Source organism: Paraburkholderia sp. BR14320, from assembly GCF_040948665.1.
In the GTDB taxonomy this organism is placed as follows: domain Bacteria; phylum Pseudomonadota; class Gammaproteobacteria; order Burkholderiales; family Burkholderiaceae; genus Paraburkholderia; species Paraburkholderia youngii.
Window position 1 is genome coordinate 327,308 of sequence record NZ_JBFPKG010000001.1, and the last position, 24,173, is coordinate 351,480.

The window sequence follows — 24,173 nt, forward strand, 5'->3', positions numbered from 1 at the left end:
TCCGGCAGGGAGCGACGCCTGTCCGCAGGCGCCGCGACACGCTCACAGCAATGTGAATGAAGGCAGGCGTCGAATAACCGTAAACGTTAGCAGCCCTTGAGTGGGGCGACCGTACGATTCGCCGTAGTGGGTGGACTTGAAGCACCGCAGTGACGCGCGTACGCATACCAAATGTCGCGGCTGATCGCGCCATCGACTGATCGGCCCTGTTTTGGATCGACTCAACCAAGACTCGCGATCGCGAGTGCATGTGCCATACGCGTGAACGTAAAATACCGTTGATACCTATGAGCGGATAAGTTGAACCGAACCACAGCGCGCTCCGGCGCTGCGCACTGGACTTTGGGCGTTCGCCATACACGTTTGGCCTCCTCTGCCAGGCAGAAGCGAAGGTCGAAACTCAACTCCGCGCACTAGATTTGGCGGTAATAGGCCGCTGGTCTGGACTTCTGGGACTGTCGCTAGCGACCGCTGCACGCGGGCTCTCGTTTTCAGGTCAGAAACGCCGTCCGGTTACCTGACCCACTGCGTGAGTTAAATGGGACGCCATTGAAATGCCCGTGCGGCTGATGCAGCTTCGCAGATCGCGAACCGACCGCAACTCGCGGAGGAAGCAACATGAGCACTCTTGAAGGATTCGGCATAAAGGAGAGAGCTGGCGACGCGCGCAGTGGGCTGGATGTCGATGCGCTGCGGCATGGCGTTGTCGAGAACGTCATCTGTCTGCAAGGCCGCCATCCTGCCTTGGCCACCGGGCATGATTGGTATATGGCCCTTGCACATACCGTGCGCGACCGCATGTTGGGGCGCTGGGCGGCAACCGTCGAGGGCTACACCGCCCGGGAACTAAGGGTTGCCTGTTATCTTTCCGCTGAATTCCTGATTGGACCGCAACTCGGCAATAACCTCGTCAACCTCGGGATCGAAGCCAACACGCGCGCCGCCATGCAGGCGCTCGGCCAGGAGCTTGATACGCTGCTGGCGATCGAGGAAGAGCCCGGGCTCGGCAATGGGGGGCTTGGGCGGCTGGCTGCCTGCTATCTGGATTCGCTCGCGACGCTCGAAATTCCGGCAATCGGATATGGCATTCGATACGAGTTTGGCATCTTCAAACAGGAAATCTGTGATGGATGGCAGGCAGAAGTGACCGACAAGTGGCTTCAGCGTGGCAATCCATGGGAGTTCGTGCGCCCCGACGTCAACTTTTATGTCTCTTTCGGCGGCCATACAGAATATGAGTTCGATGCGCAGGGCGGCTTTCGCGTGCGCTGGATACCGGCGCACCAGGTGAAGGGCGTGGCCTGCGATATGCCAATGCTCGGATACCGGGTCAACACGTGCAACGCGTTGCGGCTTTGGAAGAGTGAGGCTGTCGAGTCCTTCGACCTGCACGACTTCAATGCTGGCGACTATTACCAGGCCGTGCAGGAAAAGGTAAATTCCGAAACGCTGTCCAAGGTGCTTTATCCCAACGACGAACCCGACGCCGGCAAGCGCCTGCGCCTTGCACAGCAATACTTTTTCGTTTCGTGCTCGCTGCAGGACATGCTGCGCCTGCTCGACCGCAGGCGCGAGCCGGTCGAACGCTTCGCGGAAATGTTCATCGTGCAGTTGAACGATACGCATCCGTCGATCGCGGTCGCCGAACTGATGCGTCTGCTCGTGGACGAGCGACGCCTGCCCTGGGAGCAGGCGTGGAACATCACACAGCGCACGTTTGCCTACACCAACCATACGCTGCTGCCCGAGGCCTTGGAAACATGGGGTTTGCCGCTCTTTCGCAACCTGTTGCCGCGCCCGCTCGAGATCATTTTCGAGATCAATAGTCGGTTTCTCGCTGAGGTCCGGCAACGCTATCCCGGCGACGAAGCGCGTATTGCGAGAATGTCGCTGATCGACGAAACCGGCGAGAAGAAGATCCGCATGGCCCATCTGGCGACAATCGGCAGTCACGCGATCAACGGTGTGGCCGCACTGCATTCGACGCTCCTGAGACAGACAGTGCTGCGCGACTTTGCCGAATTGTGGCCTGAGAGGTTCGACAACGTAACCAACGGCGTCACACCGCGCCGGTTCATGCTGCTGGGCAATCCGCGTCTCGCGCGCCTGCTCGACCAGACGGTGGGCGAGGGATGGGTAACCGACCTGGCGCGTCTTCGCACACTCGAGTCCCACGTCGACGACACGGCTTTCCAGGACGACTGGCGTCACGTCAGGCGATGCAATAAGGCGGATCTTGCGCAGCTCGTACGGAATAGCACGGGCATCGTTGTCGATCCCGATGCATTGTTTGACATCCAGGTCAAGCGCATCCATGAATACAAGCGGCAACACCTGAATCTGCTTTACATCATTACGCTCTATCAGCGTATTCGCCGCCACCGGGAGCAAGACGTGGTGCCGCGTTGTTTCATCTTTGGCGGCAAGGCGGCACCGAGCTACACGATGGCCAAGCTGATGATTCGTCTGATGACAGGTCTGGCCGAAGTAGTCAACAACGATCCGGCAATGGAGGGGCGGCTCAAGGTCGTGTTTTTTCCAAATTTCAACGTCAAAAATGCCCATTTCATCTATCCGGCTGCCGACCTGTCAGAGCAGATTTCACTGGCTGGCAAGGAGGCATCCGGAACCGGCAACATGAAGTTCATGATGAATGGCGCAATCACGATCGGAACATTGGACGGTGCGAACATCGAGATCCGTGAGGAGGTGGGCGAGGAAAACTTCTTCCTTTTCGGTTTGTCCGCTGAAGAGGTGACGAGTATCAAACGCGAGGGCTATCACCCTGAAGTTCACGTTGAGGGCAATGCGGAGTTGCGCGAAGCGCTGGACCTGATCTCGTCAGGATACTTCTCGCGCGGCGACCGGGAGGTGTTCCGTCCGCTCGTGGACAACCTGCGCAACTTCGATCCGTTTTTGGTGTTGGCCGACTACGCTGGATATGTGGCGTGCCAGGAACTTGTAAGCGTCGCCTGGCAGAATCCGGGACGTTGGACGCGGATGTCGATCCTCAACACAGCACGCTCGGGGAAATTTTCGTCCGATCGCGCGATCGGCGAGTATTGTGAGCGGATCTGGAATATTTCTCCGGTCAGGATCGCGCTTGACTAACCCTAATTGAGGCCGGCTTATCCCGCCATCAAGCATTGCTGAGCGGCCTTCGCCGGGCGCTCCGACAAAATGCCGGGCCATGATGCAATCATTCGATATTTCGGCGCGTTCTCATCGCGAACTTCATTTGCGAGGCGGCCGAGGGCAATTCCCCTGGTTCGGTCGAACTCGCGCCAAAACCAAGCGGGCTCATTGGCCGCTCTCCCGCATAACGACCAGCCGGTCGGAGAACGGTCCTGAATAGACTGTCTGGAAATAAAGCGGACGGTTACGCAGCGTATATCCGCGCAATTCCATGATGAACCCTGGCTGGCCACTTGCAATTTTCAACTCTTTCGCGGCAACGTCAGGCAGCGGATCAAACCTGATCCACTGGTCGACATGCTGCGTCGGCAATGACAGACGCTGGGCGACCAGTTCTCGCAAGTTTCGTTCGAGCGCAGCGCGATCGAGTCCGCCCAGTTCCGAGAAATCCTCATCACGCATCCAGAACTCGGTATACAGATCGAACCGGCCAGCCACGCTGATGACACGATCGATGCGGACGTAGCCTTCGCCTCCGAGGAAGTCGGACCAGGGCCCCTTGCGCTTAAGGCGTTTCACTGAACGCGGATGAACATAGGAGGGCAAGTCATTACCGTCGGCATCGCGAAAGCGGAGATAGCGAACGTCCGCGGGGGCCACGCGCGCGCCCGACACGAATGTTCCGCGGCCCTGTTCGCGTGTAATGAGTCCCGAGTGCACGAGTTGCATGAGCGCCTTCTGGACGGTGCCCACGCTCACGCCGTGCGTGGCCGCCAGTTCGCCCTCTGAGGGCAGCCGGTCGCCCTCGCGAAGGTCGCCAGTTTCGATGTGCCGGATGATCGATTCCGACACCATGGATAGTTTTGTCATTTTTTTCCAAACACTGCGTTGAAATCCCCGTGAACGAACTCCCTAACCGCGGGAAATGTACTCGGGGACCTGCCGCTGGAGCATCGAACTCCTCACGCGCCGTATCAGGCGCCAGTCCTATGCATGAATGTAATGCTTAATTTTATCTAAATCAAGAGCTTTTGCCGTCTGATCATAATGTCCTATATAGGAGTTTCCCTTAACTCCTATATAGAAGTGTTGACTCGCCTGTGCGACGCGCCGTATCTTGCAGACATTGGAGACGCAATGTGCTGGGCCACGCGGAAGGAGGTTTTGAGCAAATGAATGTGAAGTCCCACCTGGAGAAGATCGCGAGACTGGAGTTGCTGCGCAATCGCTTTGACCCGCTCGTCGACTTCGAACTTTGGTTTTGGGCCGGCATGACCGCAGGCACCCATGCGGTCAATGCCGCGCTCCATTGCGCAGGGGTTACCGCGAGCGACGACATCCATCCGACACAACCGGGGGTTTATCTCGTTCCCCACGCCGACGGCTCGCTGACGACCGAAGTTCGACCGCTCGGCGACATCCTGCATGTAGGTCGCCCGGTAATCGAGGCTGCGATACCGGAAGACATCGAATCGATGATGCACCTGATGGAGACTGTAGAACGATACCGCGATCCATGCGTGCGTGAAGGCGTGGTACCGACGACAGCCATCGTCGCCGAATGCGACGCAGCGCTTGCGCGGTGCCAGCGGCTTTTGAATGAGCGCCTGCAAGGAGACGCGCATGGACATTGAAAAACATCTCGAAGCTGCGCGGCGCATCGAGCGATCCCTGAAGAAGTGCGCCGACGACGACTGCGAAATGAAGATCGAGGGGGCGATGCTGGCAGGCACGCATTGGCTGAACGCAGTTCTGCATGGAACGGGTGCGACGGGTCCTGGCGCCGACGTATTTCATACTTATCTGCTGACGGTGAACGAGTACCGGCGTCTATGTGTTGCTGACGAAGAGATGGTCAAGGCGCTTTCCGAAATCGAAGATCTGCGTCCGCCATACGTGCGCGGAAACCGGCCGGGCGCCAAGGCTGCGGCGGATCGAGCGCTCGAATTGCTGTCGGTCATTCGTCGCAAGGCAGAAAACGTCGTTTGATGCGTCATTTTCGCGGCCACACGCGATGGAGAAAACGCCATCGACACGGGTGGTCCCGTTATCGCTGGACGTAGTTCAGCCGCGAGGTAAATCAGTAAATACCAATCAATTGATTCGGCGTACTACGGATGCGTTAGGAAGGCATCGCGATGTATGGACTCCGTTCCGTACGCGTGATCCCCGGCGCACCCGCAAATTCATGATCATTGGTGAAAGGTGATTTGCCTTCCACAGAAAAGGAGATGAAATGAGGAAGACAAAGATAGCCGCCCTTGCGGCTTGCGCGATGACATCGGTACCGGTGTTTGCTCAAAACTCGGTCACGTTGTACGGGCTTGTCGATACCGGTGTCGAATACATCACGCATGCAACGTCGACCGGAGGGACTGTTGTGCGTATGCCGGTGATTGGCGGTGGTGACGCGGCGTCGCGCTGGGGCATCAAAGGTTCGGAGGACCTCGGCAACGGGTTGAAGGCCATTTTCACGTTGGAGAGCGGATTCTCGATGTCGAACGGCTCGTTGCAGCAGGGTGGTCGGTTGTTCGGCCGGCAGGCTTACACCGGCCTGGCTGGACCTTGGGGGCAACTCTCCTTCGGGCGCCAGTACAGCATGACGACCTGGGGAATGTATGATTCGAATATCCTTGGCTCAGGCGGGATGGGTGGTCTGGCTTCGTTCGATCCTTACCTGCTGGCGGCACGTTTCGATAGCGACGTGGTGTATCTGGGCACATTCGCTGGCTTGACCGTGGGGGCGAGCTATTCGTTCGGTCGTGATTCGAGTCCGGCAGGCAACTGCCCGGGCCAGAGCGGCAATGACTTTCTGGCCTGTCGCGCTGTGTCCGCCATGCTCAAGTATGACGCTAACGCTTGGGGCATCGCGACAACCTATGACGAGCAGCGCGGTGGAGCGGGAGCGGCACCCGTCACAGTAGTTCCCGGCTTGCCGGGCATCGCTTTCACGAAGTCATCGGATACTGATCGGCGGTACCAGGTTGCAGCCAAGCTCTTCGTCGGGCCTGTGCAACTGGGCGCCGGGTGGCTGCACCGGCGCATTCAGGGGGACGTGAAATCGGCCACTACCGACCTCGAATATCTTGGCGCGACCTACCCCTATCAGGCCTGGACGTTCGAAGCGCAGATTTCTCGGATCGATAACACTGCGTTCGATGCCGACGGCACCCTTGGTACGGTGCGCGTCAACTACAACTTCAGCAAACGCACTGCGGTATACAGCGTGCTCTCCTACCTGAAGAACAACGGCAAAGGCGGCATCTATTCCGTCTCCGCGGCGAGCACGGTGCCTGCCGCGCCGGCTCCTGGCGGCAATCAGTTCGGTGCGGAGATCGGCATTCGTCACATGTTTTGAGGCCCCAGGCTACAGGCGCCGGGCGACGGGGGTGGTGCTGCCGGGCGTTCTCGTGGCGCGTGACCACCTGTGCAAGCCGCAACCGGCGCAATATAAGGGCAGTCGATTCACGCCGAATGTAATAGACGCTTATTGCGTCGCTGAAACGTTGGTTTGGATCCAGGAGGAATGGCATGGATCGCGAGGGTATCCGCTCCATCGGGTGGTGGACTTATGTTTCGATCGTGATCGGCGCGGCAATCGGCATGTTTGCCGGCGTGACGTCGTTTAACTCGGTACCGGGCATCTTCGCCCGGCCACTCGCGGCGGAGTTCGGGTGGGGCCGGATGGAAATGTCGCTGTCGTTCTCGGCTACGCTGCTTGGCATGGCTATAGGCAGTCCACTCATCGGCATGCTGATGGACAGGTTCGGAATTCGGCGCGTCATCTTCTGGTCTGGCGTCGCTTTCGGCCTCGCCGTCATCTGCATGTCGAAGCAGGACGGCAGCAAGATCATGTGGATCGGACTCTCCGGGCTGATCGGAGTCGTCGGCGCGGCGGTCTCGGTATTGGGCTACCTCGCGGTATTTCCACAATGGTTCGATCGTCGTCTCGGCCTCGCGCTCGCACTGGCTATGTGCGGTCTCGGCGTTGAGTCGATGGTCATGCCGACTTTCGCGCAATATCTGGTGACCCATTTCGGGTGGCGTACGGCCTATGTCATCCTCGGAGGCGCGTCGCTGCCCTTGATGCTGGTGGCCTGTTCGCTACTGAGGGAGCACAGGATCGACGCGCCAGATCAGCGCTCAACCGTACCGGTGCGTGCGGAAGGACTGACGCTCGGGCGGGCGATGAAGAGTTACCGGTTGTGGGCGATCTGGCTGACTTTCATGCTGGGGTCGATCTGTACGCTCGCACTGGTGCCGCACCTTCCCAGCATGTTCATCGATCGGGGCATCAACGTGGAAGACGCTGCACGCGGTGCTTCGATGCTCGGAGTGGGCCTGTTGGCGGGCCGACTCCTCACCGGGGTATTGCTCGATCATGTGCATGCTCCTCTGGTCGCTGTGCTGTTCTTTCTGGGTGGCGCCGCCGGCATCCTGTTGTTTCATATCTCTCGAGACTATCAGGTGCTGTTGCTGGCCGCGGCGCTGATCGGCTTGACGATTGGCGCCGAGGGCGACCTGATTTCCTACCTCGTGCGCGCGTATCTTGGAATGCGCCTGTTTGGCACCCTGTACGGAATCGCTTTCTCGGGATATTGCCTGGGCTCCGTCGTCGGCCCGCTTGGCATCGGCGCCTATTTCGACAGGCACGGTAGTTACGATCTGCTCCTGGTCGTGCTCCCGTGCGTCCTCGTTGGTGCGTGTGCGCTGATATTGACGCTCGGACGTTATCCGGGGACCAGCGGCCGCATCGAGGCGGTTGCGTCGTAACGCAAGGCGATGCGTCGGCGCCCCTACGTCAAACGCATCGCAAGCCCGATCGGCTGCATGATTCGGAGCGTCACATACGAAACTTCGGCCAGATCGCGGCGCTGATTCAACGGTGCCTCGTACCTGACAAAACTCCTTCGCAAAGGGAGTCGCCGCTTCTTTGCTATTCAAAATCCATCTGCTGCCGATCCTTTCCGGCTCGCAGATGCGACAGCGCCATCCGTTCTGCTCGCATTCCTTGTCCCCGCGCCGTTGAAATTCAGTGCGCGGGCGACGTTCACCCCACCGAGCAAATTCCAGGCTGATAGCACCCGTTCACGGAGCACACGCGGATGCCTCGCGTCCGCCTGAAACTCCGCGGACACCTGCAGTCAGCGCGCAGTGCCGCGGCCACCTGCCGACGTTAGAGCGCGCCGCCGCGTGGGGCTCTAGCAGAGGTGTTCTCTTTGTTAGAACACGATTGCTCAACCTGTCTAATTGATCGACACCCCTCTTCAAAACATACTGCTTCGGCATTCAACGCAAACAGTGACTGGCAGCGTTCGATAGCAGCGGTCGAACGACCAACGCAGCCTGTGAGCGAGAGATTCAACCCACATCTGATCGGAGCGTACTGATGGAGCAGTCAACGGTAGAAGGTTTGTTCGAAGCATTTGCTGAGTTTTTCCCCGGCGCGACGGAGATCGGATCCTATGTAGGCGGCAGACTCATTCCGGGCACCGGCGACGAGATCCAGCTATACGATCCAGCCAGCGGAGAAAAATCGGTCAGCTATCGGGACGGCGGCGCGGCATGCGCGCAGCAGGCGTGCGTCGCCGCGCAGGAAGCGCAGAAGAAATGGTGGGGCATGACGCATGCCGCGCGCGGCCGAATTCTCTACGCCGTCGCGGCCAAAGTGCGGGAGCACAACGAGCCGCTCGCTCGCCTTGAAGCGATTTCGACCGGCAAGCCGATTCGCGATAGCCGCCGCGAAGCCGAGATGGTGGCGGAAATGTTCGAATTCTATGCAGGGTGGGCCGACAAGTTTTATGGCCACGTGATCCCTGTGCCGACCACGCATCTGAACTACACTCGCCGCGAGCCGTACGGCACGATTCTGCACGTCGCACCGTGGAATATCCCGATGCTGTCGTTTGGGTGGCAAGTGGCTCCGACCATCGCCGTCGGCAACGCCGTGCTGCTCAAACCGTCCGAGCTGACCCCGTTCACGTCGCTCGCGATCGCGATGCTGGCGGAACGAGCCGGCGTGCCGGTGGGCCTGATCAATGTTCTGGCAGGGTACGGTCACACCACCGCTCAAGCGGCGATCGCAGACCATGCCGTGAAGAAGGTCGTTTTCGTCGGATCGCCCGCAACCGGCGTGAGAATCGCCGAAGCTGCGGCAAAGCGAGTCATTCCGTGCATCCTGGAGCTCGGCGGCAAGTCAGCCAACATCGTGTTCGATGACGCCAACCTCGATCAGGCGGCGGCGGGCGCACAAGTGGCGGTCTTTTCGGGCGCAGGGCAGAGCTGCACGGCGGGATCACGCTTGCTGGTGCATCGCAAAGTCTATGACGAGGTGGTCGGCAAGGTCACCGACGGTGCGCGCAAGCTGCGCGTTGGGCATCCCCTTGAAAACACCACTGAGATCGGCCCCATCAACAACCGGAATCAGTTCGAGCACATCAAGCGAATGATCGCCAGAGGCGTCGAGGAAGGCGCGCACCTTGCCGCTGGGACGACGAAGTTCGGCGACGAAGGATACTTCGTACCCCCAACGCTATTCACGGGCGTCTCGAACGACATGGACATCGCGCGCACCGAGGTATTCGGTCCCGTCATCGCGGCGATTCCGTTCGAAACCGAGGAAGAGGCGATCGCCATCGCCAACGACAACGAGTTTGGTCTGGCGGGCGCCGTGTGGACCAATGACGTCGCACGAGCACACCGTGTGGCGGCACAGGTGGACGCGGGAACCTTCTGGATCAACAGCTACCGCTCGATTCACGTGGGTTCGCCGTTTGGCGGCTACAAGAACAGCGGATACGGACGCACGAGCGGCATCGAGGCGCTCTACGAGTACACGCAGACCAAGAGTGTCTGGGTTCAGACGGCCGCCTCGGCAGTCACCCCGTTCGGTCGCGCCTGAGCGAAGGAAAAGGAGAATCAAGCCGATCATGAATACGGTACACACTGAGACTTTCGACTATGTGGTGATCGGCGCCGGATCGTCTGGTGCCACGCTCGCTACGCGATTGGCCGAGCGCAACGCAGGGACGGTCCTGTTGCTCGAAGCCGGCGCCCCTCGCGATCGGGACTTCTGGGTGAAGGTTCCGATCGGTGTCGCCAAGCTTTTGCAGAACGACAAATACGTGTGGCAGTTTTCCACCGAGCCGCAGAAAGATCTGGCCGACCAGAAGGTCTATTGGCCGCGCGGACGCATGCCCGGCGGATCGAGCTCGGTCAACGGCATGATCTATGTGCGCGGTGAGCCGGCAGAATTCGATCACTGGGCCGAACTCGGCAATCGAGGGTGGGACTATGCGTCGCTGCTGCCTTACTTCAGGCGGCTCGAGGCGGTCGCGTTCGGCGAGGACGCTTACCGTGGCAGAAGCGGACCGATTCAGGTGTCGTCGGTGGCTCAGGTCAGCCCGAACCCGCTCAGTGATGGGTTCATCAGCGCATGCCGGAGCGCTGGCATCCCCGCTACCGAGGACTACAACGGCGCATCCTATGAAGGCGTCAGCTACCTGCAACTGTCGACCGGCAGCGGCAGACGTTGCAGCACGGCAGCGGGCTATCTGCGTGGTCGCCCGCATCGAAACCTGCACCTCGTCACCGAGGCGCTTGCCACGCATTTGTTGTTCGACGGCAAACGGACGACAGGCGTCGAATACACGCAGGGCGGGCAGACACGTCGCGCCCTCGCAAGGCGCGAGGTGATCGTCAGTGCTGGCCCGATCAAGTCGCCGCAATTGCTGGAACTATCCGGCATCGGCGACGCGGAACGGCTCCGCGCTCTGGGAATTGCGGTTCAACAGCATTTGCCCGGTGTCGGAGAGAACCTGATCGATCACTTGCAGTCACGCCTTACCTATGCGTGCACGCAGCCGGTTACGTTGAACGAGATCATGCACAGCCGCTGGCGCCAGGGCCGGATGGGACTGGCTTACCTGCTGACCCGCCGCGGAATCATGGGAACGCCGTCCGTTTCCGCCCATGCGCTTGCGCGTTCGGGACCTCATGATGCCCGGCCGAGCGTGAAGATTCAGATCGGCCACCTCAGCGGCGCCGACCGGTACGCCGGCAAGGGATTCGGACTCGATTCCTTCCCGGGCTTCAATGTCGGCTTTTTCCAGCTACGCCCTGAATCGCGCGGGCATTTGCACGTGCGCAGCCGGAATCCGCTGGATGCGCCCGTCATCGAGCCACGCTACCTGAGCAACGAGGCGGACAAGCGGGTCATGCTGGAAGCGTTGCGGATGTCGCGCGAAATCGTCAGGCAGCCCGGCATGGCGGAGTTCGTCGCGCGGGAGACGCGCCCGGGAATCGATGTCCAGGATGACGACGCGCTACTGCAGTACATCCGTCAGTCTGGTCAGACGAGCTGGCATCCAATCGGCACCTGCAAGATGGGCACGGACGCAATGGCCGTGGTCGATCCAGAATTGAGAGTCAGGGGCGTCATCGGTTTGCGCGTCGTCGATTCCTCGGTGATGCCGACGATGTGCTCGCCTAATACCAATGCTGCGTCGATCATGATCGGTGAAAAGGCCGCTGATCTCGTGATGGCAGCACATAGATCGGGAGCAGTCTGATCCCAGTAAGCATGCAATGCGCTGAAGCCCGTCACACGTCGAACTGCCCGATACGCGTGGCGTTCAGACGGGGCGACCTGACGATTGACATTCCATTCACATCGTAACTGATGCTGCGAGCCACAGCCGCCACCAAGGCCGGCGGGCCGCCCACGGAGGAGACACCATGGATCGGAAAAATGACCGCCCAATCGGGAGGTGGACGTATTGTGCGGTTGTGCTAGGTGCTGCACTGGGCATGTTCGCCGGCTTGACGCCGTCGTTTCATGCGGCTGGAGGTATTTTCGCGCGAGCAGTGGGAGGAGAGTTCGGATGGGGTCGTTCGATGGCGTCCCTGTCGTACTCTGCTTCGATGATGGGGCTCACCGTCGGCAGTCCGCTGGTTGGCATGCTGATGGATCGATTCGGCGTGCGTCGGGTGGTGGCATCGCTCGGCGTTGCCTACGGTTTCGCCGTCATCTGCATGGCCTTGCAGAATGGCGACAAGATGCTTTGGGTCGGGCTGTCCGCTTTGGTCGGCATCTTCGGGGCCGCGGTCTCGGTTGTCGGCTATCTTGCCGTACTGCCGCAGTGGTTCGACCGTCGCCTCGGGCTGGCACTTGCGTTGGCCATGTGCGGTCTCGGCATCGGTACGACGCTGATGCCTTCACTCGCGCAAATGCTGGTATCGGAATTCGGTTGGCGAGCCGCCTACGTCGCGCTTGGGGCCGGCTCGATTCCGCTCACGCTGCTGGCATGCCTGCTGATCAGGGAGCGTAGACGCGCGCCGCGCGGCTTGCGGCGGGTTGATGTCGAACCTGCGGACGGTCTGTCGCTCGTCCAGGCGGCGAAGACTTATCGACTGTGGGCGATCTGGCTGATTTTCCTGGTTGGTTCGTCGTGCACGCTGGCCCTGGTCCCGCACCTGCCGACCATGCTCGCCGATCGCGGCTTCAGCCCGGCCGATGCCGCACGCGGTGCGTCGATGCTCGGAACCGGCTTGCTCGCGGGGCGCCTTCTGACCGGTCTGATGCTCGACCGTATGCATGCGCCGTTCGTCACTTGCGTGTTCTTCGTGTCCGGCGCGATTGGTCTTCTCATGCTGCGTGGTTCGCACGAACTTCCGACGCTGATGATGGCGGCGGCCCTGGTCGGACTGACGATCGGTGCGGAGGGCGATCTGATCTCGTACCTGGTGCGCTCCTATTTCGGTCTGCGTTCGTTCGGGACGCTATACGGCATCTGCTTCTGCGGGTATGGCCTTGGTGCTGTGGTCGGCCCGGTGGCGATCGGCCGCTACTTCGACCGGCACGGCAACTACGATTTGCCGCTCCTGATCTTGCCGTGCATCTTGCTGGTTGCGTGTGTGCTGACTCTTACGCTTGGGCGTTATCGGCGTGCAGGACAACCCGCTACGGGCGAGGTCGCGAGTTCCCTTTCGAAAGCCTGATCACGGTCTTGCCTGCTTGCACCGCGCTCGGCGTGCCGTCCAGCTCATGATTGACGAAGTATGCGAGTTGCCCATGGATCATCCCTTACGAGCCACGCTGGCCGACGAGCTGCACGCACGGCCATTTCTGCGGATCAGTGGGTCGGTGTCATTGACGCATATAGCGGTCTATGCCGACGGCGAAGCGACGATTCACGAAGCGCTTTTAAGGCACCTGTGCCGGCTCACCGGCATTGCCGAGCCCATTGCCGATACCAAGCACTATTCGTTCCGGTGGAGCGACGACAAGCAGCTGAAATGGGAACGACACACCGAGTTCTCGACCTTTACCTTCGTAGCCCGCCGGGATGATACCGATTACTTCTCGGACCTTGCGACGGAACACGTGCCGTCTGCGTGGTTCGAAGCAATCAAGGGGAAGCAATTCGTCGCCGTCAGGACCGAACTGGTGTCGGGCGAGGCCGCCGTTTACGCGTCCGACAATGCAAACAGATGGATCGATGGGTCTGGGATGGTGGGTAGTCATGTGCTCGGAAGCGCGCAGGTGTTTTGCGACTGGACCATCAAGAGCGACGGGTTTTCACGCTTCCTGGTGATCGACAAAGGCTTGCGTGAAGTTCAGAGCGGACGGCTCCTTCAACGTCTCTACGAAATAGAGACCTACAGGATGATGGCCTTGCTCGCGTTGCCGGTCGCTCGCGATATGAGCATGGCGCTGGACGAACTCCAGTATTCACTCGTGCCGATCATGAGAACCATGGATCAGAGCGAAAGGGGATACCGCGATTCGGAACTTTTGGTGAGCCTGACGCATCTCGCTGTGCGAGTCGAGACGCTCGCCGGGTCGGCGCCACGCTTTAGCGCGTCGCGGGCCTATGAGGGTCTCGTGCAAGCCCGCATTCATGAGTTGCGGGAGGAACGGATAGAGGGTATGCCGACGATCGCCGAGTTCATGGAACGCCGTTTCGGCCCGGCGATGCAAACGTGCAACGCGGTCTGGACCCGGCAGGAGCAGTTCGCGGCGCGTGTTGCGAGGGTGGTCGCGCTGCTGCGCACGCGCGTCAATGTCGCGCAGGAGGAGGATACGACGCGGCTTCTCGAAGGCATGAATCAGACGGCACGCAGTCAGCTAAGGCTCCAGCACGCGGTCGAGGGGCTGTCGGTCGCAGCTGTTTCATACTATGTGCTGTCGCTCGCGGGTGCGGCGCTCAAGTCACTTCACGCGGCCGCGCTGCCGCTCGATCCCGAACTGGTCGAAGGGCTGTTGATCGTCCCGGTCGTATTGTCGGTGTTGATGGTCACGAGGCATAAGAAGCGCGGCGATCGAAAGCCCATGGCCGTGGGTCGCCAGGTTTCGGAATGACGCCATGAGCTTCCCGTCGTTCGCCGACGCAAAGCGACGAGCTTCATTTCGGAAGGTGGATGAAGCTGACGCAAGCGCCCCACCTGCGCCGGAACACGCGTTGCATTGTGACGGCCCAGAATGCGACAATGAATCGCAAGCCCGAAAGCCTTTGTCCAATGCGCGAGGACACAGAATGGACGGTGCAATCAACGAAAGCCGCATTGGATACCTGTACGAAGCCGTACGGCGCGGCACGGTACGGGCGGCTGCCGAGCATCTCGACCTGGCGCCCTCGGCCGTCAGCAGGCAGATCGCCTTGCTGGAACAGGAACTCGCGATGCAGCTGGTGGAGCGAGACAAGCGTGGCGTCAAGGCCACCGAGGCCGGTGCGCTGCTCGTCGAGTATTTTCGCCAGCAGCGTTCCAATCAGGCTGATCTCGTGTCGAAGCTTCAGGAAATCAGGGGGCTGCGTCGAGGACTGGTTACCGTCGTCATGGGTGAAGGGTTTGCCTCCACCATGGTCGATGGACCGATCAAGCAGTTCTGCGAGACCTATCCGGACATTTCAATCACGCTGGATCTTTGCAGCACCAACGAGGTGATGCGCCGGGTGTCGGAGGACGAAGCGGATGTCGGTTTGGTGTTCAACCCGACGCCGGACGCCCGAATCGTGACCCGCGTGAAGTCGCGTCAGCCGATGCATGCGATCGTTTCCCCGACGTTTTCTCTGGTGGGAAAAGTCGAGTCGGTCACGCTTCACGATCTTCTTTCATATCCGGTCGCGTTGACACACCCGGAGCATGGCACGCGGCGGTTGGTCGATGCGGCGATGCTGGTCGACAAGGTCCGGCTTACGCCAGTGATCACGACGAATTCAGTCGCCGTTCTCAAGCTGTTCGCAAAGAGCAATCTCGGCTTCACCTTTCTCACGCCGATTTCCATTGCACCCGAAATCGCCGCCGGTGAGTTAGTGGCCTTGCCAGTGGAGAACCGCTTGCTTCAGAGTCCTGAGGCTCATCTGATCACGCGTGCTGGGCGGCAGCTTTCCCCTGCCGCCAATCGATTGGTTCAGCGACTAAGTTCGCACATTTGAGAAGGCGGATAGCTGAAAACCGCCACCGCCCGTTGGCTTGTTCAACACAAGCGGGGTGGTGGCGGTTTTGCGGGCAGCTTCGCCTGTGTCGGTATGCGAGCAGACAAGCGCTAGTTCGTCGCAAACTATGCGAGCCGGCGTCCCTTCGTTTCGTGGACCATCGCAAGACCGATGAGCGATATCAATCCACAGCCGATCACATAGTAAGCGGGGGCGTTGGCGTCCTTCGTCAAATGGATCAGCAAGGTCGAGAAGAATTGCGAGAAGCTCCCGAAGATCACGACGGCAACGTAATAGCTGACCGACAATCCCGTTGCGCGCAGCCGCTGCGGCAGCACTTCGCTGACCAGCACCAGGGTCGAGGCGGAAGTCATGGCCATTGGTACGGCAAGGCAGCCGGCGACGATCAGCAGGCAAGTCAGAGAGTGCAGATTATTCAGCGCGTAAAACGCCGGATAGATCATCGCCAGCATCGCGACGCGCGACCACCACACGACCTTTCTACGGCCGATGCGATCGCTGAGCCAGCCGGCGAACGGTGAGAGCAGGGTGAGCGCCACCGAGCCCACGAAGCCCGCCCAGATCGATTGCGAAAGCGGCAGATGAAGCTGGATCGCGCCGTAGTTGGGAAGATAGAAAACAACGATATGCACGGCCGATGCCAGTCCAATCATCAGCAGCACACTGGCGAGCAGCTCCCGCCGGTGTTCTTTCACGAGGCGGCGGTGCGAGATCGCATCGCTTTCGCCCCACTTGGTCGGAACCAGAGTCTCGTCCAGACGTGACCGGATCATCACGCTGAGCGGAATCACCAGAATGCCGATCACGAACGAGACGCGCCAACCCCAGGATGACAGCGCGGACTGCGGCAGGAAATTGGTCAACGAAAGGGCGACGAGCGCCGCGAAGATCGCCGCGAGCCCCTGGCTGAACGGCTGCCAGCTCGTATAGAACCCACGTGACTTATCGTCGGCGTATTCGAGCAGCATCGCGCTGGCCGGTCCCATCTCGCCGCCAATCGCAAAGCCCTGAAGCAGACGTGCAATCGTCATGATGACCGGCGCGGCCAGACCGATCTGGGCGTAGGTTGGTGCCAGCACTAGCATCGTGGCGCTCAACGCCATCAGCCACAGGGTAAGCACCACGGCAGGCTTGCGGCCGACGCGGTCGGCGTAGGCGCCGATCACCAATCCGCCGATCGGTCGCATCAGATAGCCGACGCCGAAGGCGGCAAAAGAGAACAGTAACTGGCCGAGAGGGTCGGTCAGTGGAAAGTATTGTGGGCCGATCAGCGTGGCAAAGAAGTTGTAGACGACCGAGTCGTAGAGTTCGAGACCGCTGCCAACCGTGATTGCACCAATGGCCCACGGTTTCGACAACGGTTTGCCGGATGAGACGGCTGAAATCATCGACGGCGAAGACGTGCTGATGACGGAACGATGATGAGGCATGGTGTCTCCTGGGTTTTTGTCAGGTGTCAGCCAGCATCTGTGTGATGGCTGAAGGGACCGGCGAAGCCGCGTCCCAGCGGGCCGCGGCCCGATGAGCGCATCAGGCCGCGGCAGGTTGCTTCACTCAATTGGCGCTTTGTTCGAGCGCGACGGACGTTCGTTGCGGAGCGCGTTCGCCATCGCGCCACTGGCACATCAAAGCTGCCCAGCGAACCCGTGCGGCATCGAGGTTGCGGGCCTTGACGTGGCCGTAACCGCGGATGATCTCGGGAAGGGCCGCGATCTCCAGCGCCAGTTCGAGCTTGTCCTCCGAAAGCGTCCGCAGAAGTTCCTCGATACAGGCGCGGTATTCGCCGATCAGCGCACGTTCGGTGCGTCGTTCGGCGCTGTATCCGAATGGGTCGACGACGGTTCCGCGCAAGCCCCTGAACGCTGCCACGCCGCGGAACGCGCTACGAACCCAGGGTCCGAAGGCTCGCTTGACATGCTCGCCCTTCGCATTGCGCTTCGACAGGAGCGGGGGTGCGAGGTGATGCACGAGCTTGTAGTCGCCCTCGAACATCTCCGCGACCTTGATCGTGAATGCCGCGTCGGTATGCAGGCGCGCCACCTCGTACTCGTCCTTGTAGGCCATCAGTTTGAACAGGTAACGCGCGACGGTTCTGCTGAGCCGATCGCTGCCAAAGCGGCTCTCGGCCTCCTGCACTCTTGCGACGAACGCTTCGTAACGAGCGGCATAAGCGCGGCTCTGATAGCCGACCAGAAACGCCGATCGCTTCTCGATGAACTCGGCGAGCGACGGCTTCTTCGCGAACTGAATCACCTGGGCGTCAGCGGAGCGCACCGGCACCCTGTTGAGGTCGTGCGCGCAATGACGGCCCCACTCGAAGGCAGCCTTGTTGCTTTCGACCTGCACGCCATTGAGCTCGATCGCACGCATCAGCGCGGCCCGCGTAAGCGGCACCTGGCCCTTCTGCCACGCGTAGCCCAGCAGCATCAGGTTCGAGTAGATCGACTGGCCGAGCAGTTGCGTGGCCATGCGCTCGGCGTCGAAAACGCCGACTTGACCAGGGCCTGCCCCGTTCAGGATTGCCGCGATGGACTGGTCGGTGCCGGCTTGCCAGTCGGGATTGCGCACGAAAGCCGCGGTTGGCGTCACGTGGCTATTGAGCACGACATAAGTGCGCCCCGGATGCATGGTGGACAGGGTGAATTTGTTCGCGCCCACCACCGTGTCGCAAGCCAGCACGAGATCGGCCGAAGCGGTATCGACCCGCGTCGCGTGCAGGGCATTGTCGTCACTCGTGATCTGGATGTGGCTCCAGGTGGCGCCGCCCATCTGCGCCATGCCGGTTGCATCCTGCGTGGTCACGTACTTGCCTTCGAGGTGCGCCGCCATGCCGAGCACCTGGCCGATCGTGACGATGCCCGTACCGCCCACGCCGGCCACCAGGATGCGCCGCGCGATGGCAGCGTCGGGCAGCGTCGGCTCGGGCAGGGCCGGCATCTCGGTGAGCTTCGCGCTGCGCGCTGCCGCGGGCTTCTTGAGCTGACCGCCTTCGACCGTGACGAAGCTCGGGCAGAAACCCTTGACGCAGGAAAAGTCCTTGTTGCACGTGTTCTGATTGATCTGGCGTTTGCGGCCGAACTCGGTCTCGAGCGGTTGAACGGCGACGCAGTTGCTTTCGACCGAACAATCACCGCAGCCTTCGCACACGAGCTCGTTGATGATCACCCGCTTTTCCGGATCGGGCATCGTGCCGCGTTTGCGTTCGCGACGCTTCTTGGTGGCGCAGACCTGGTCGTAGATGATCGCGGTGGCGCCCTCGAGCTCGCGCAGCTCGCGCTGCACGTCATCGAGCGCATCGCGATGGCGTACCGTGACGCCGGGCGCGAGATCCGTCACGCCCGCGTACTTCTCCGGCTCATCGGTTACCACTACGGTGCGTTTCACGCCTTCGGCGGCAAGCTCGCGGGTCATGCCCGGCACGTCGAGCTGACCGTCGACCGGCTGGCCGCCCGTCATCGCCACGGCGCTATTGAACAGGATCTTGTAGGTGATGTTGACCCCGGCATTGACCGACTGTCGGATGGCGAGCAGCCCGGAGTGGTTATACGTGCCGTCGCCCAGATTGGCGAACATGTGGGAGCGCTTGCTGAACGGCGCCTGTCCCATCCAGGACACGCCTTCGCCGCCCATCTGGGACCAGGACGTGGTCGAGCGGTCCATCCACACCGCCATGCCGTGACAACCGATCCCGGCGGTGGCGAGCGATCCCTCCGGAACTCGCGTGCTGGTGTTGTGCGGGCAGCCGGGGCAGAACCATGGCAGGCGGTCCGCGCCGCCGCTCGCGCCTTCGGCGGCGGTACGTTCGGCCGCGTCGATCTGCGCGAGGCGCTGGTCCATGCGGGCGACCACGTCCGCTGGCACGCCGAGCTTCTTCAGGCGCCCCGCGATCGCCCTGGCGACCATCGCGGGCGTGAGATCGGCCTTCGCGCGCAGCAGCCAGTCGTCGCCCGGCCTGCCGTGGCTCCATTCGCCGCCGGTGTCTTCACCGTCGGCGCGACCGTACTTGCCGAGCACGACCGGCCGTGTATCCGGGTTGCAGTGATAAAGCTCGTCCTTCAACTGCTGTTCGATCAGCGAGCGCTTTTCCTCGACGACGAGGATTTCACGCAGGCCGCGCGCGAACTCGCGCACACCCTGAGGCTCGAGCGGCCATACCACGCTGACCTTGTGCAGCCGGATGCCGAGCTCGCGGCACAGCTCTTCGGTGAGCCCAAGGTCGATCAGCGCCTGGCGCGTGTCGTTGTAGGCCTTGCCGCTCGCGATGATGCCGAGCCGATCATTCGGACCTTCGATGACATTGTGGTTGAGCCGGTTCGCGCGGATATAGGCGAGCGCGGCCGGCCACTTGTACTCCATCATCCGGGCTTCCTGGGTGAGCGGGTCGTCCGGCCAGCGGATGTGCAGGCCGCCTTGGGGCACCGCGAAGTCTTCAGGCAGCAGGATGCCCACCCGGTCGACAGCAGTCAGCACCGACGAGCCGGACTCGACCACTTCCTGCACGGTCTTCATGCCCGCCCACAAGCCGCTGAAGCGGCTCATCGCGAAGGCATGCACGCCGAGGTCCAGGATGTCCTGCACGTTCGCGGGAAAGAACACCGGCAGTCCGGCAGCGATGAACGTGTGGTCACTCTGATGCGCGAGCGTGCTGCTCTTGGAGACATGGTCGTCTCCGGCTAGCGCGATCACGCCACCGAGGGGCGCGGTGCCCGCGAGGTTGGCGTGCTTGAGCGCGTCGCCGCTGCGGTCCACACCGGGGCCTTTGCCGTACCAGATGCCGAACACGCCATCGTATTTTTTGCTCGCCGGGTCGAACTCGAGCTGCTGCGAGCCCCAAACCGCCGTGACGCCGAGTTCTTCGTTGACGCCTGGTTTGAACACGACATGGTTGTTCGCAAGGTGCTTCTTGGCCTGCCACAGCGCCTGGTCATAGGTGCCGAGCGGTGAGCCCCGGTAGCCGGAGATGAACGCGGCGGTATTGTGGCCGCCTTGCGCATCGCGTGCGCGCTGCACGAGCGGCAGGCGCACGAGCGCCTGGACGCCGCTCATGAAGGCACGCCCGGAATCCAGCGCGTACTTGTCGTCGAGGGTGACGGCCGCCATGGCCTCACGGTTTGCTTCTGAGAGTGGGGCATTCATTGCTGTTACTCGTCAATTGATGTTGTCAGGGGCAGGGCGATTACGCAGGAAAGCGCACGCCAAGCTGCTCGCCAAGTGCGGCCAGTTCGTCGGCGATGGCGGTGGGCAGCGTCATGCCGCGTTCGCGGGCTTCGCGCTCGAGCACGTCGCCACGCGCACCCGGCAGCCGGGCGTCGCCGCCTGCTGTCACGTAGGTCTCGGTCCACTGGCGCATGTACTCGTCGAAGGCCTCACGCCCCGTATAGGATTCGGGACGCACGAGCCAGAGGAACGCGTCCTGCATCGCATCGCCGCGCGGCGAGTTGAGTGAACCCGCGGTAGCGGCAAGCGCGCCCGCCAGGCACTCGACCATCATCGCGATGCCCATGCCCTTGTGTCCGCTCATCGGCATCAGCGAGCCTTCGAGCGCGCACTGCGGATCCGTGGTGGGCCGGCCTTGTGAGTCGAGCGCCCAGCCTTCGGGAATGGACTTGCCTTCGCGGGCGGCGAGCAGAATGTGGCCGCGCGCCGCCACGCTGCAGGCCACGTCGAAGACGATCGGCGCTTGTCCCGGCAAAGGGCAGCCGAAGGAGATCGGGTTGTGTCCGATCGCCGGGCCGCGAAAGCCTTCGAGCGCGAGCGCCGGCGGCGTGTGCTGCCCCATCATGCTGAAGGCGCCTGCTTCGGCGGCCAGCAGCGTGTGGATGCCGAGCGCACCGAGATGGCCGCACGACTGCATCACGACGAGCACGGAGGCGCTCGTGTTCAGCGCTTCGAGCGCAAGGCGCACGGCGTGAGGGCCGGCAATCTGTCCCATTGCGCCGTCGGCGTTCAGCACGATGCCGCCCGGGAAAGCCCGATGCGACATCGTGGGCTTCGGATTGAACTCCCTGTTCTTCAGCCGGTTCACGTAGGACGAAAGGCGCGTCATGCCATGCGTCTTGTAACCCCGCAGCTCGCTGCGAACGAGGATCGACGCAGCTTCCGCGGCGTGATCCCGTGGTACGCCGCAGGTTTCGAAAATCCGCGCGGTCCAATGCCCGATGGTGTCAGGTGACCAATGCGTACTCATTGCCCGTTCTCCCGCTCGATGACAAGACGCTCCTGAAACGGCCCGGCATAGACGGACTGGTAGTAGAGCGGCCGATTGCGCAGTGTGTAGCCGCGCAATTCCTTGATTAAGCCTGCCTGGCCGGTTGCGATCATCAGTTCCTGTGCGACGGCCGAGGGCAGTTCGCCAAATCGGATCCACTGGTCCACGCGCAAGGTGGGCAGCGAAAGCCGTTGACCCACGAGTTCGCGGAGGTTTTTTTCGAGTGCGGAGCGGTCGAGGCCACCCAGCTCCGCGAAGTCTTCCTCTCGCAGCCAGAATTCGCTATAGAGGTCGAACCGCCCCCCGACGTTGATCATGCGCTCGATTCGCACGAAGCCGTCGCCGCCCAGAAACTCCGACCACGGCCCCTTGCGTGTCGTGCGCTTGACGGAGCGCGCGTGGACATAGCAAGGCAGATCGTTGCCGTCTGCGCCGCGAAAGCGCAGGTAGCGAACGTCCGCGGGAGCCACGCGCGTGCCCGACACGAAGGTGCCGCGACCCTGCTCGCGCGTGATGAGTCCGGAGTGCGAGAGCTGGGTGAGCGCCTTCTGGATCGTGCCGACGCTTACATGGTGCCGTGCCGCCAGCTCGCCTTCGGAAGGAAGGCGATCACCCTCGCGCAATGACCCCGATTCGATATCGCGGATGATGGCATCCGACACCATGGACAGTTTTGTCATCTTGCTTCAGAGGCTGCGTTCGAAACGGCTGACCGCTGTTTCGCGGACATCGAGCACTTCGCTCGCGAGGCAGGTGCCAGACGCGACGTCCAGCGCGTATTCGTACAGCCGGTCACCGATATCGGAAATCTTCATGGCCTGTTCGAGCACGCCGCTCGCATCGAAATCGATGTTGTCGCGCATCGTCCTGACGGTATTGATGTTTCCGCACACCTTCACCGTCGGCGCAACCATGTTGCCGATCGGATTGCCGACGCCAGTGCCGAAGAACGTAAGCTGACAACCACCCGCGGCAAGCGCTGTGAGGTTTTCGACCGCCGCCGCAGGGGCATCCATGAAGTGCAGACCCTTGCGGCGAGGAGCTTCGCCGTATCGCAGCACGCCGACGAGGGGGCTCGAGCCTGCCTTCGCCATCGCGCCGAGCGCCTTTTCCTCGACCGTCGTCAAGCCGCCTTTCTTGTTGTCGGGCGACGGCTGCGATTCGCGCATATCGACGCCCCGGTCGATCGCGCCTTGCTCCATGTTGCGAACCGCGGAGACGAAGGCCGCCTTGACCGTTTCGTCGATGGCCCGTGCAGCGAACAGATGCTCGGCGCCGATGAACTCCGAGGTCTCCGAAATGATGACCGTGCCGCCCTCAGCGATGATCTGGTCGGCCATCCGGCCGATCGTCGGGTTGCAGCTCAGTCCGGAAGTCGTATCGGACCCACCGCACTCGACGCCCACGACCAGTTCGGAAACAGGACACGGCTCGCGGCGCAAGCGGGATGCGGCAATCGAAAGGCGCATCGCCTTGCGTGTGCCTTCCGCAATGCAGGCGATGGTGCCGTTCGGCTGCAGATGCACCGTTTCGACCGCTTTCCCGGTGGCGCGGATACGGGACGCCACTTCTTCGGTGGACGATTCTTCCAGTCCCACCAGCAGGACGCTTGCGATATTCGGGTTGCGCCCGAGACCGGCCAGCGATTCATAGGCGAAATCGAGATCCGCGCCGAACTGCCCGCGCACGAACAGCGTCGTGACCGGGATCGTGCCTTCGACCGCCTCACTGATCGTGCGCGTAACGGGATTGCAGTTATCCATGACGGAAATCACCGCGACCCAGTTGCGTACGCCAACGGCGCCGTTTTCGCGTCGATAGCCAAGGAATGTTTTCATCACGTAGTTACCTCGTTTTCAGATCACCGCGAGCGCGGGTGGAATCGACGTTATGAACATGGGTGTGCTCGCCAACCCGGAGCGCGCGGCGAGCAGTACCGATGACCTGGCCGTACTTGAGTACCTTGGCGCCTTCCATAGTCGGTGCGATGCAGACTTTGTGGCCAAAGGGGACGTCCTGCGTCAGGGTCACCTGACCGGTTACTTCTCCCTGCAGGACGCAGGTTTCCCCTTCCTGTCCGGGGTCCAGCAGTGTTGCCACGTTGTCGGTGGCATGAAGCACGATGGCGCGAGGCATTGGTTAAACTCCTATATAGATCTATGAACTAGCGTAGGACCGGTGGATCCAGCGAATCGCGTTTGAAATTGCGCGAATCCGTGGAAACAGAATAGGTCGAGTTCGCGAAGTCCTATATAGGTATTTTCCATGGTCCTATATATAAGTTGTTGACACTCGAAGGGGGCGCGACTATCTTTGACTCAACGAAAGAAATCCGCCGACTGCGTCAACGAGGCGCGAATATTCGTCGGAAA

At 61.4% G+C, this 24,173-nt stretch carries 17 protein-coding genes; 10 read left to right on the forward strand and 7 right to left on the reverse strand.

All coding sequences use genetic code 11. The features are described from left to right. The first annotated feature begins 618 nt into the window (after nucleotides 1-618). Complete coding sequence (locus AB3X89_RS01585) at nucleotides 619-3,111, forward strand: glycogen/starch/alpha-glucan phosphorylase (protein ID WP_368581488.1); 2,493 nt, start codon at nucleotides 619-621, stop codon at nucleotides 3,109-3,111. A 189-nt stretch (nucleotides 3,112-3,300) separates the two neighbouring features. On the opposite strand, the gene AB3X89_RS01590 is transcribed toward AB3X89_RS01585, so the two are convergent. Continuing rightward, the gene (locus AB3X89_RS01590; RefSeq protein ID WP_368581489.1) at nucleotides 3,301-4,005 is read right to left on the reverse strand and encodes a GntR family transcriptional regulator; all 705 of its coding nucleotides are present in this window, start codon (nucleotides 4,003-4,005) and stop codon (nucleotides 3,301-3,303) included. A gap of 302 nt (nucleotides 4,006-4,307) precedes the next feature. Between AB3X89_RS01590 and AB3X89_RS01595 the strand changes: the two genes are divergently transcribed. From AB3X89_RS01595 to AB3X89_RS01635, 9 genes are all read left to right on the forward strand, one after another. After that, on the forward strand, nucleotides 4,308-4,769 hold the full coding sequence (locus AB3X89_RS01595) for a hypothetical protein (RefSeq protein ID WP_368581490.1): 462 nt from the start codon (nucleotides 4,308-4,310) through the stop codon (nucleotides 4,767-4,769). Continuing rightward, nucleotides 4,759-5,124, forward strand: coding sequence for a hypothetical protein (locus AB3X89_RS01600; protein ID WP_368581491.1), 366 nt, complete (start codon nucleotides 4,759-4,761; stop codon nucleotides 5,122-5,124). Before AB3X89_RS01595 ends, AB3X89_RS01600 begins: the two co-directional genes overlap by 11 nt. Nucleotides 5,125-5,371: 247 nt before the next feature. Continuing rightward, complete coding sequence (locus tag AB3X89_RS01605) at nucleotides 5,372-6,493, forward strand: porin (protein ID WP_368581492.1); 1,122 nt, start codon at nucleotides 5,372-5,374, stop codon at nucleotides 6,491-6,493. Between the two features lie 173 nt (nucleotides 6,494-6,666). Beyond that, on the forward strand, nucleotides 6,667-7,908 hold the full coding sequence (locus AB3X89_RS01610) for an MFS transporter (RefSeq protein ID WP_368581493.1): 1,242 nt from the start codon (nucleotides 6,667-6,669) through the stop codon (nucleotides 7,906-7,908). A 616-nt stretch (nucleotides 7,909-8,524) separates the two neighbouring features. Next, nucleotides 8,525-10,036 carry an aldehyde dehydrogenase family protein gene (locus AB3X89_RS01615; RefSeq protein ID WP_368581494.1) on the forward strand — a complete coding sequence of 504 codons (1,512 nt, stop codon included), beginning with the start codon at nucleotides 8,525-8,527 and terminating at the stop codon, nucleotides 10,034-10,036. A 28-nt stretch (nucleotides 10,037-10,064) separates the two neighbouring features. Continuing rightward, nucleotides 10,065-11,705: a GMC family oxidoreductase gene (locus AB3X89_RS01620; RefSeq protein ID WP_368581495.1), complete on the forward strand. Its 1,641-nt coding sequence runs from the start codon at nucleotides 10,065-10,067 to the stop codon at nucleotides 11,703-11,705. Nucleotides 11,706-11,871: 166 nt separating this feature from the next. Continuing rightward, complete coding sequence (locus tag AB3X89_RS01625) at nucleotides 11,872-13,134, forward strand: MFS transporter (protein ID WP_368581496.1); 1,263 nt, start codon at nucleotides 11,872-11,874, stop codon at nucleotides 13,132-13,134. A gap of 73 nt (nucleotides 13,135-13,207) precedes the next feature. Then, nucleotides 13,208-14,497, forward strand: coding sequence for a DUF3422 family protein (locus AB3X89_RS01630; RefSeq protein ID WP_368581497.1), 1,290 nt, complete (start codon nucleotides 13,208-13,210; stop codon nucleotides 14,495-14,497). A 175-nt stretch (nucleotides 14,498-14,672) separates the two neighbouring features. Beyond that, nucleotides 14,673-15,572: a LysR family transcriptional regulator gene (locus tag AB3X89_RS01635; RefSeq protein WP_368581498.1), complete on the forward strand. Its 900-nt coding sequence runs from the start codon at nucleotides 14,673-14,675 to the stop codon at nucleotides 15,570-15,572. A gap of 125 nt (nucleotides 15,573-15,697) precedes the next feature. Here AB3X89_RS01635 and AB3X89_RS01640 read toward each other — a convergent pair whose 3' ends face one another. The 6 genes from AB3X89_RS01640 to AB3X89_RS01665 all read right to left on the reverse strand — a co-directional run bounded on the left by AB3X89_RS01640 (nucleotide 15,698) and on the right by AB3X89_RS01665 (nucleotide 23,937). Continuing rightward, nucleotides 15,698-16,981, reverse strand: coding sequence for an MFS transporter (locus tag AB3X89_RS01640; protein ID WP_368581688.1), 1,284 nt, complete (start codon nucleotides 16,979-16,981; stop codon nucleotides 15,698-15,700). A 166-nt stretch (nucleotides 16,982-17,147) separates the two neighbouring features. Continuing rightward, nucleotides 17,148-20,729, reverse strand: coding sequence for an indolepyruvate ferredoxin oxidoreductase family protein (locus AB3X89_RS01645; RefSeq protein WP_368581499.1), 3,582 nt, complete (start codon nucleotides 20,727-20,729; stop codon nucleotides 17,148-17,150). 40 nt (nucleotides 20,730-20,769) lie between these two features. Beyond that, on the reverse strand, nucleotides 20,770-21,780 hold the full coding sequence (locus AB3X89_RS01650) for an Ldh family oxidoreductase (RefSeq protein ID WP_368581500.1): 1,011 nt from the start codon (nucleotides 21,778-21,780) through the stop codon (nucleotides 20,770-20,772). Then, on the reverse strand, nucleotides 21,777-22,481 hold the full coding sequence (locus tag AB3X89_RS01655) for a GntR family transcriptional regulator (RefSeq protein ID WP_368581501.1): 705 nt from the start codon (nucleotides 22,479-22,481) through the stop codon (nucleotides 21,777-21,779). Before AB3X89_RS01655 ends, AB3X89_RS01650 begins: the two co-directional genes overlap by 4 nt. A 6-nt stretch (nucleotides 22,482-22,487) precedes the next feature. Further along, nucleotides 22,488-23,642, reverse strand: coding sequence for a UxaA family hydrolase (locus AB3X89_RS01660; RefSeq protein ID WP_368581502.1), 1,155 nt, complete (start codon nucleotides 23,640-23,642; stop codon nucleotides 22,488-22,490). Between the two features lie 4 nt (nucleotides 23,643-23,646). Beyond that, nucleotides 23,647-23,937, reverse strand: a complete 291-nt coding sequence (locus AB3X89_RS01665) for a UxaA family hydrolase (RefSeq protein WP_368581503.1) — start codon at nucleotides 23,935-23,937, stop codon at nucleotides 23,647-23,649. Nucleotides 23,938-24,173: the final 236 nt, after the last annotated feature.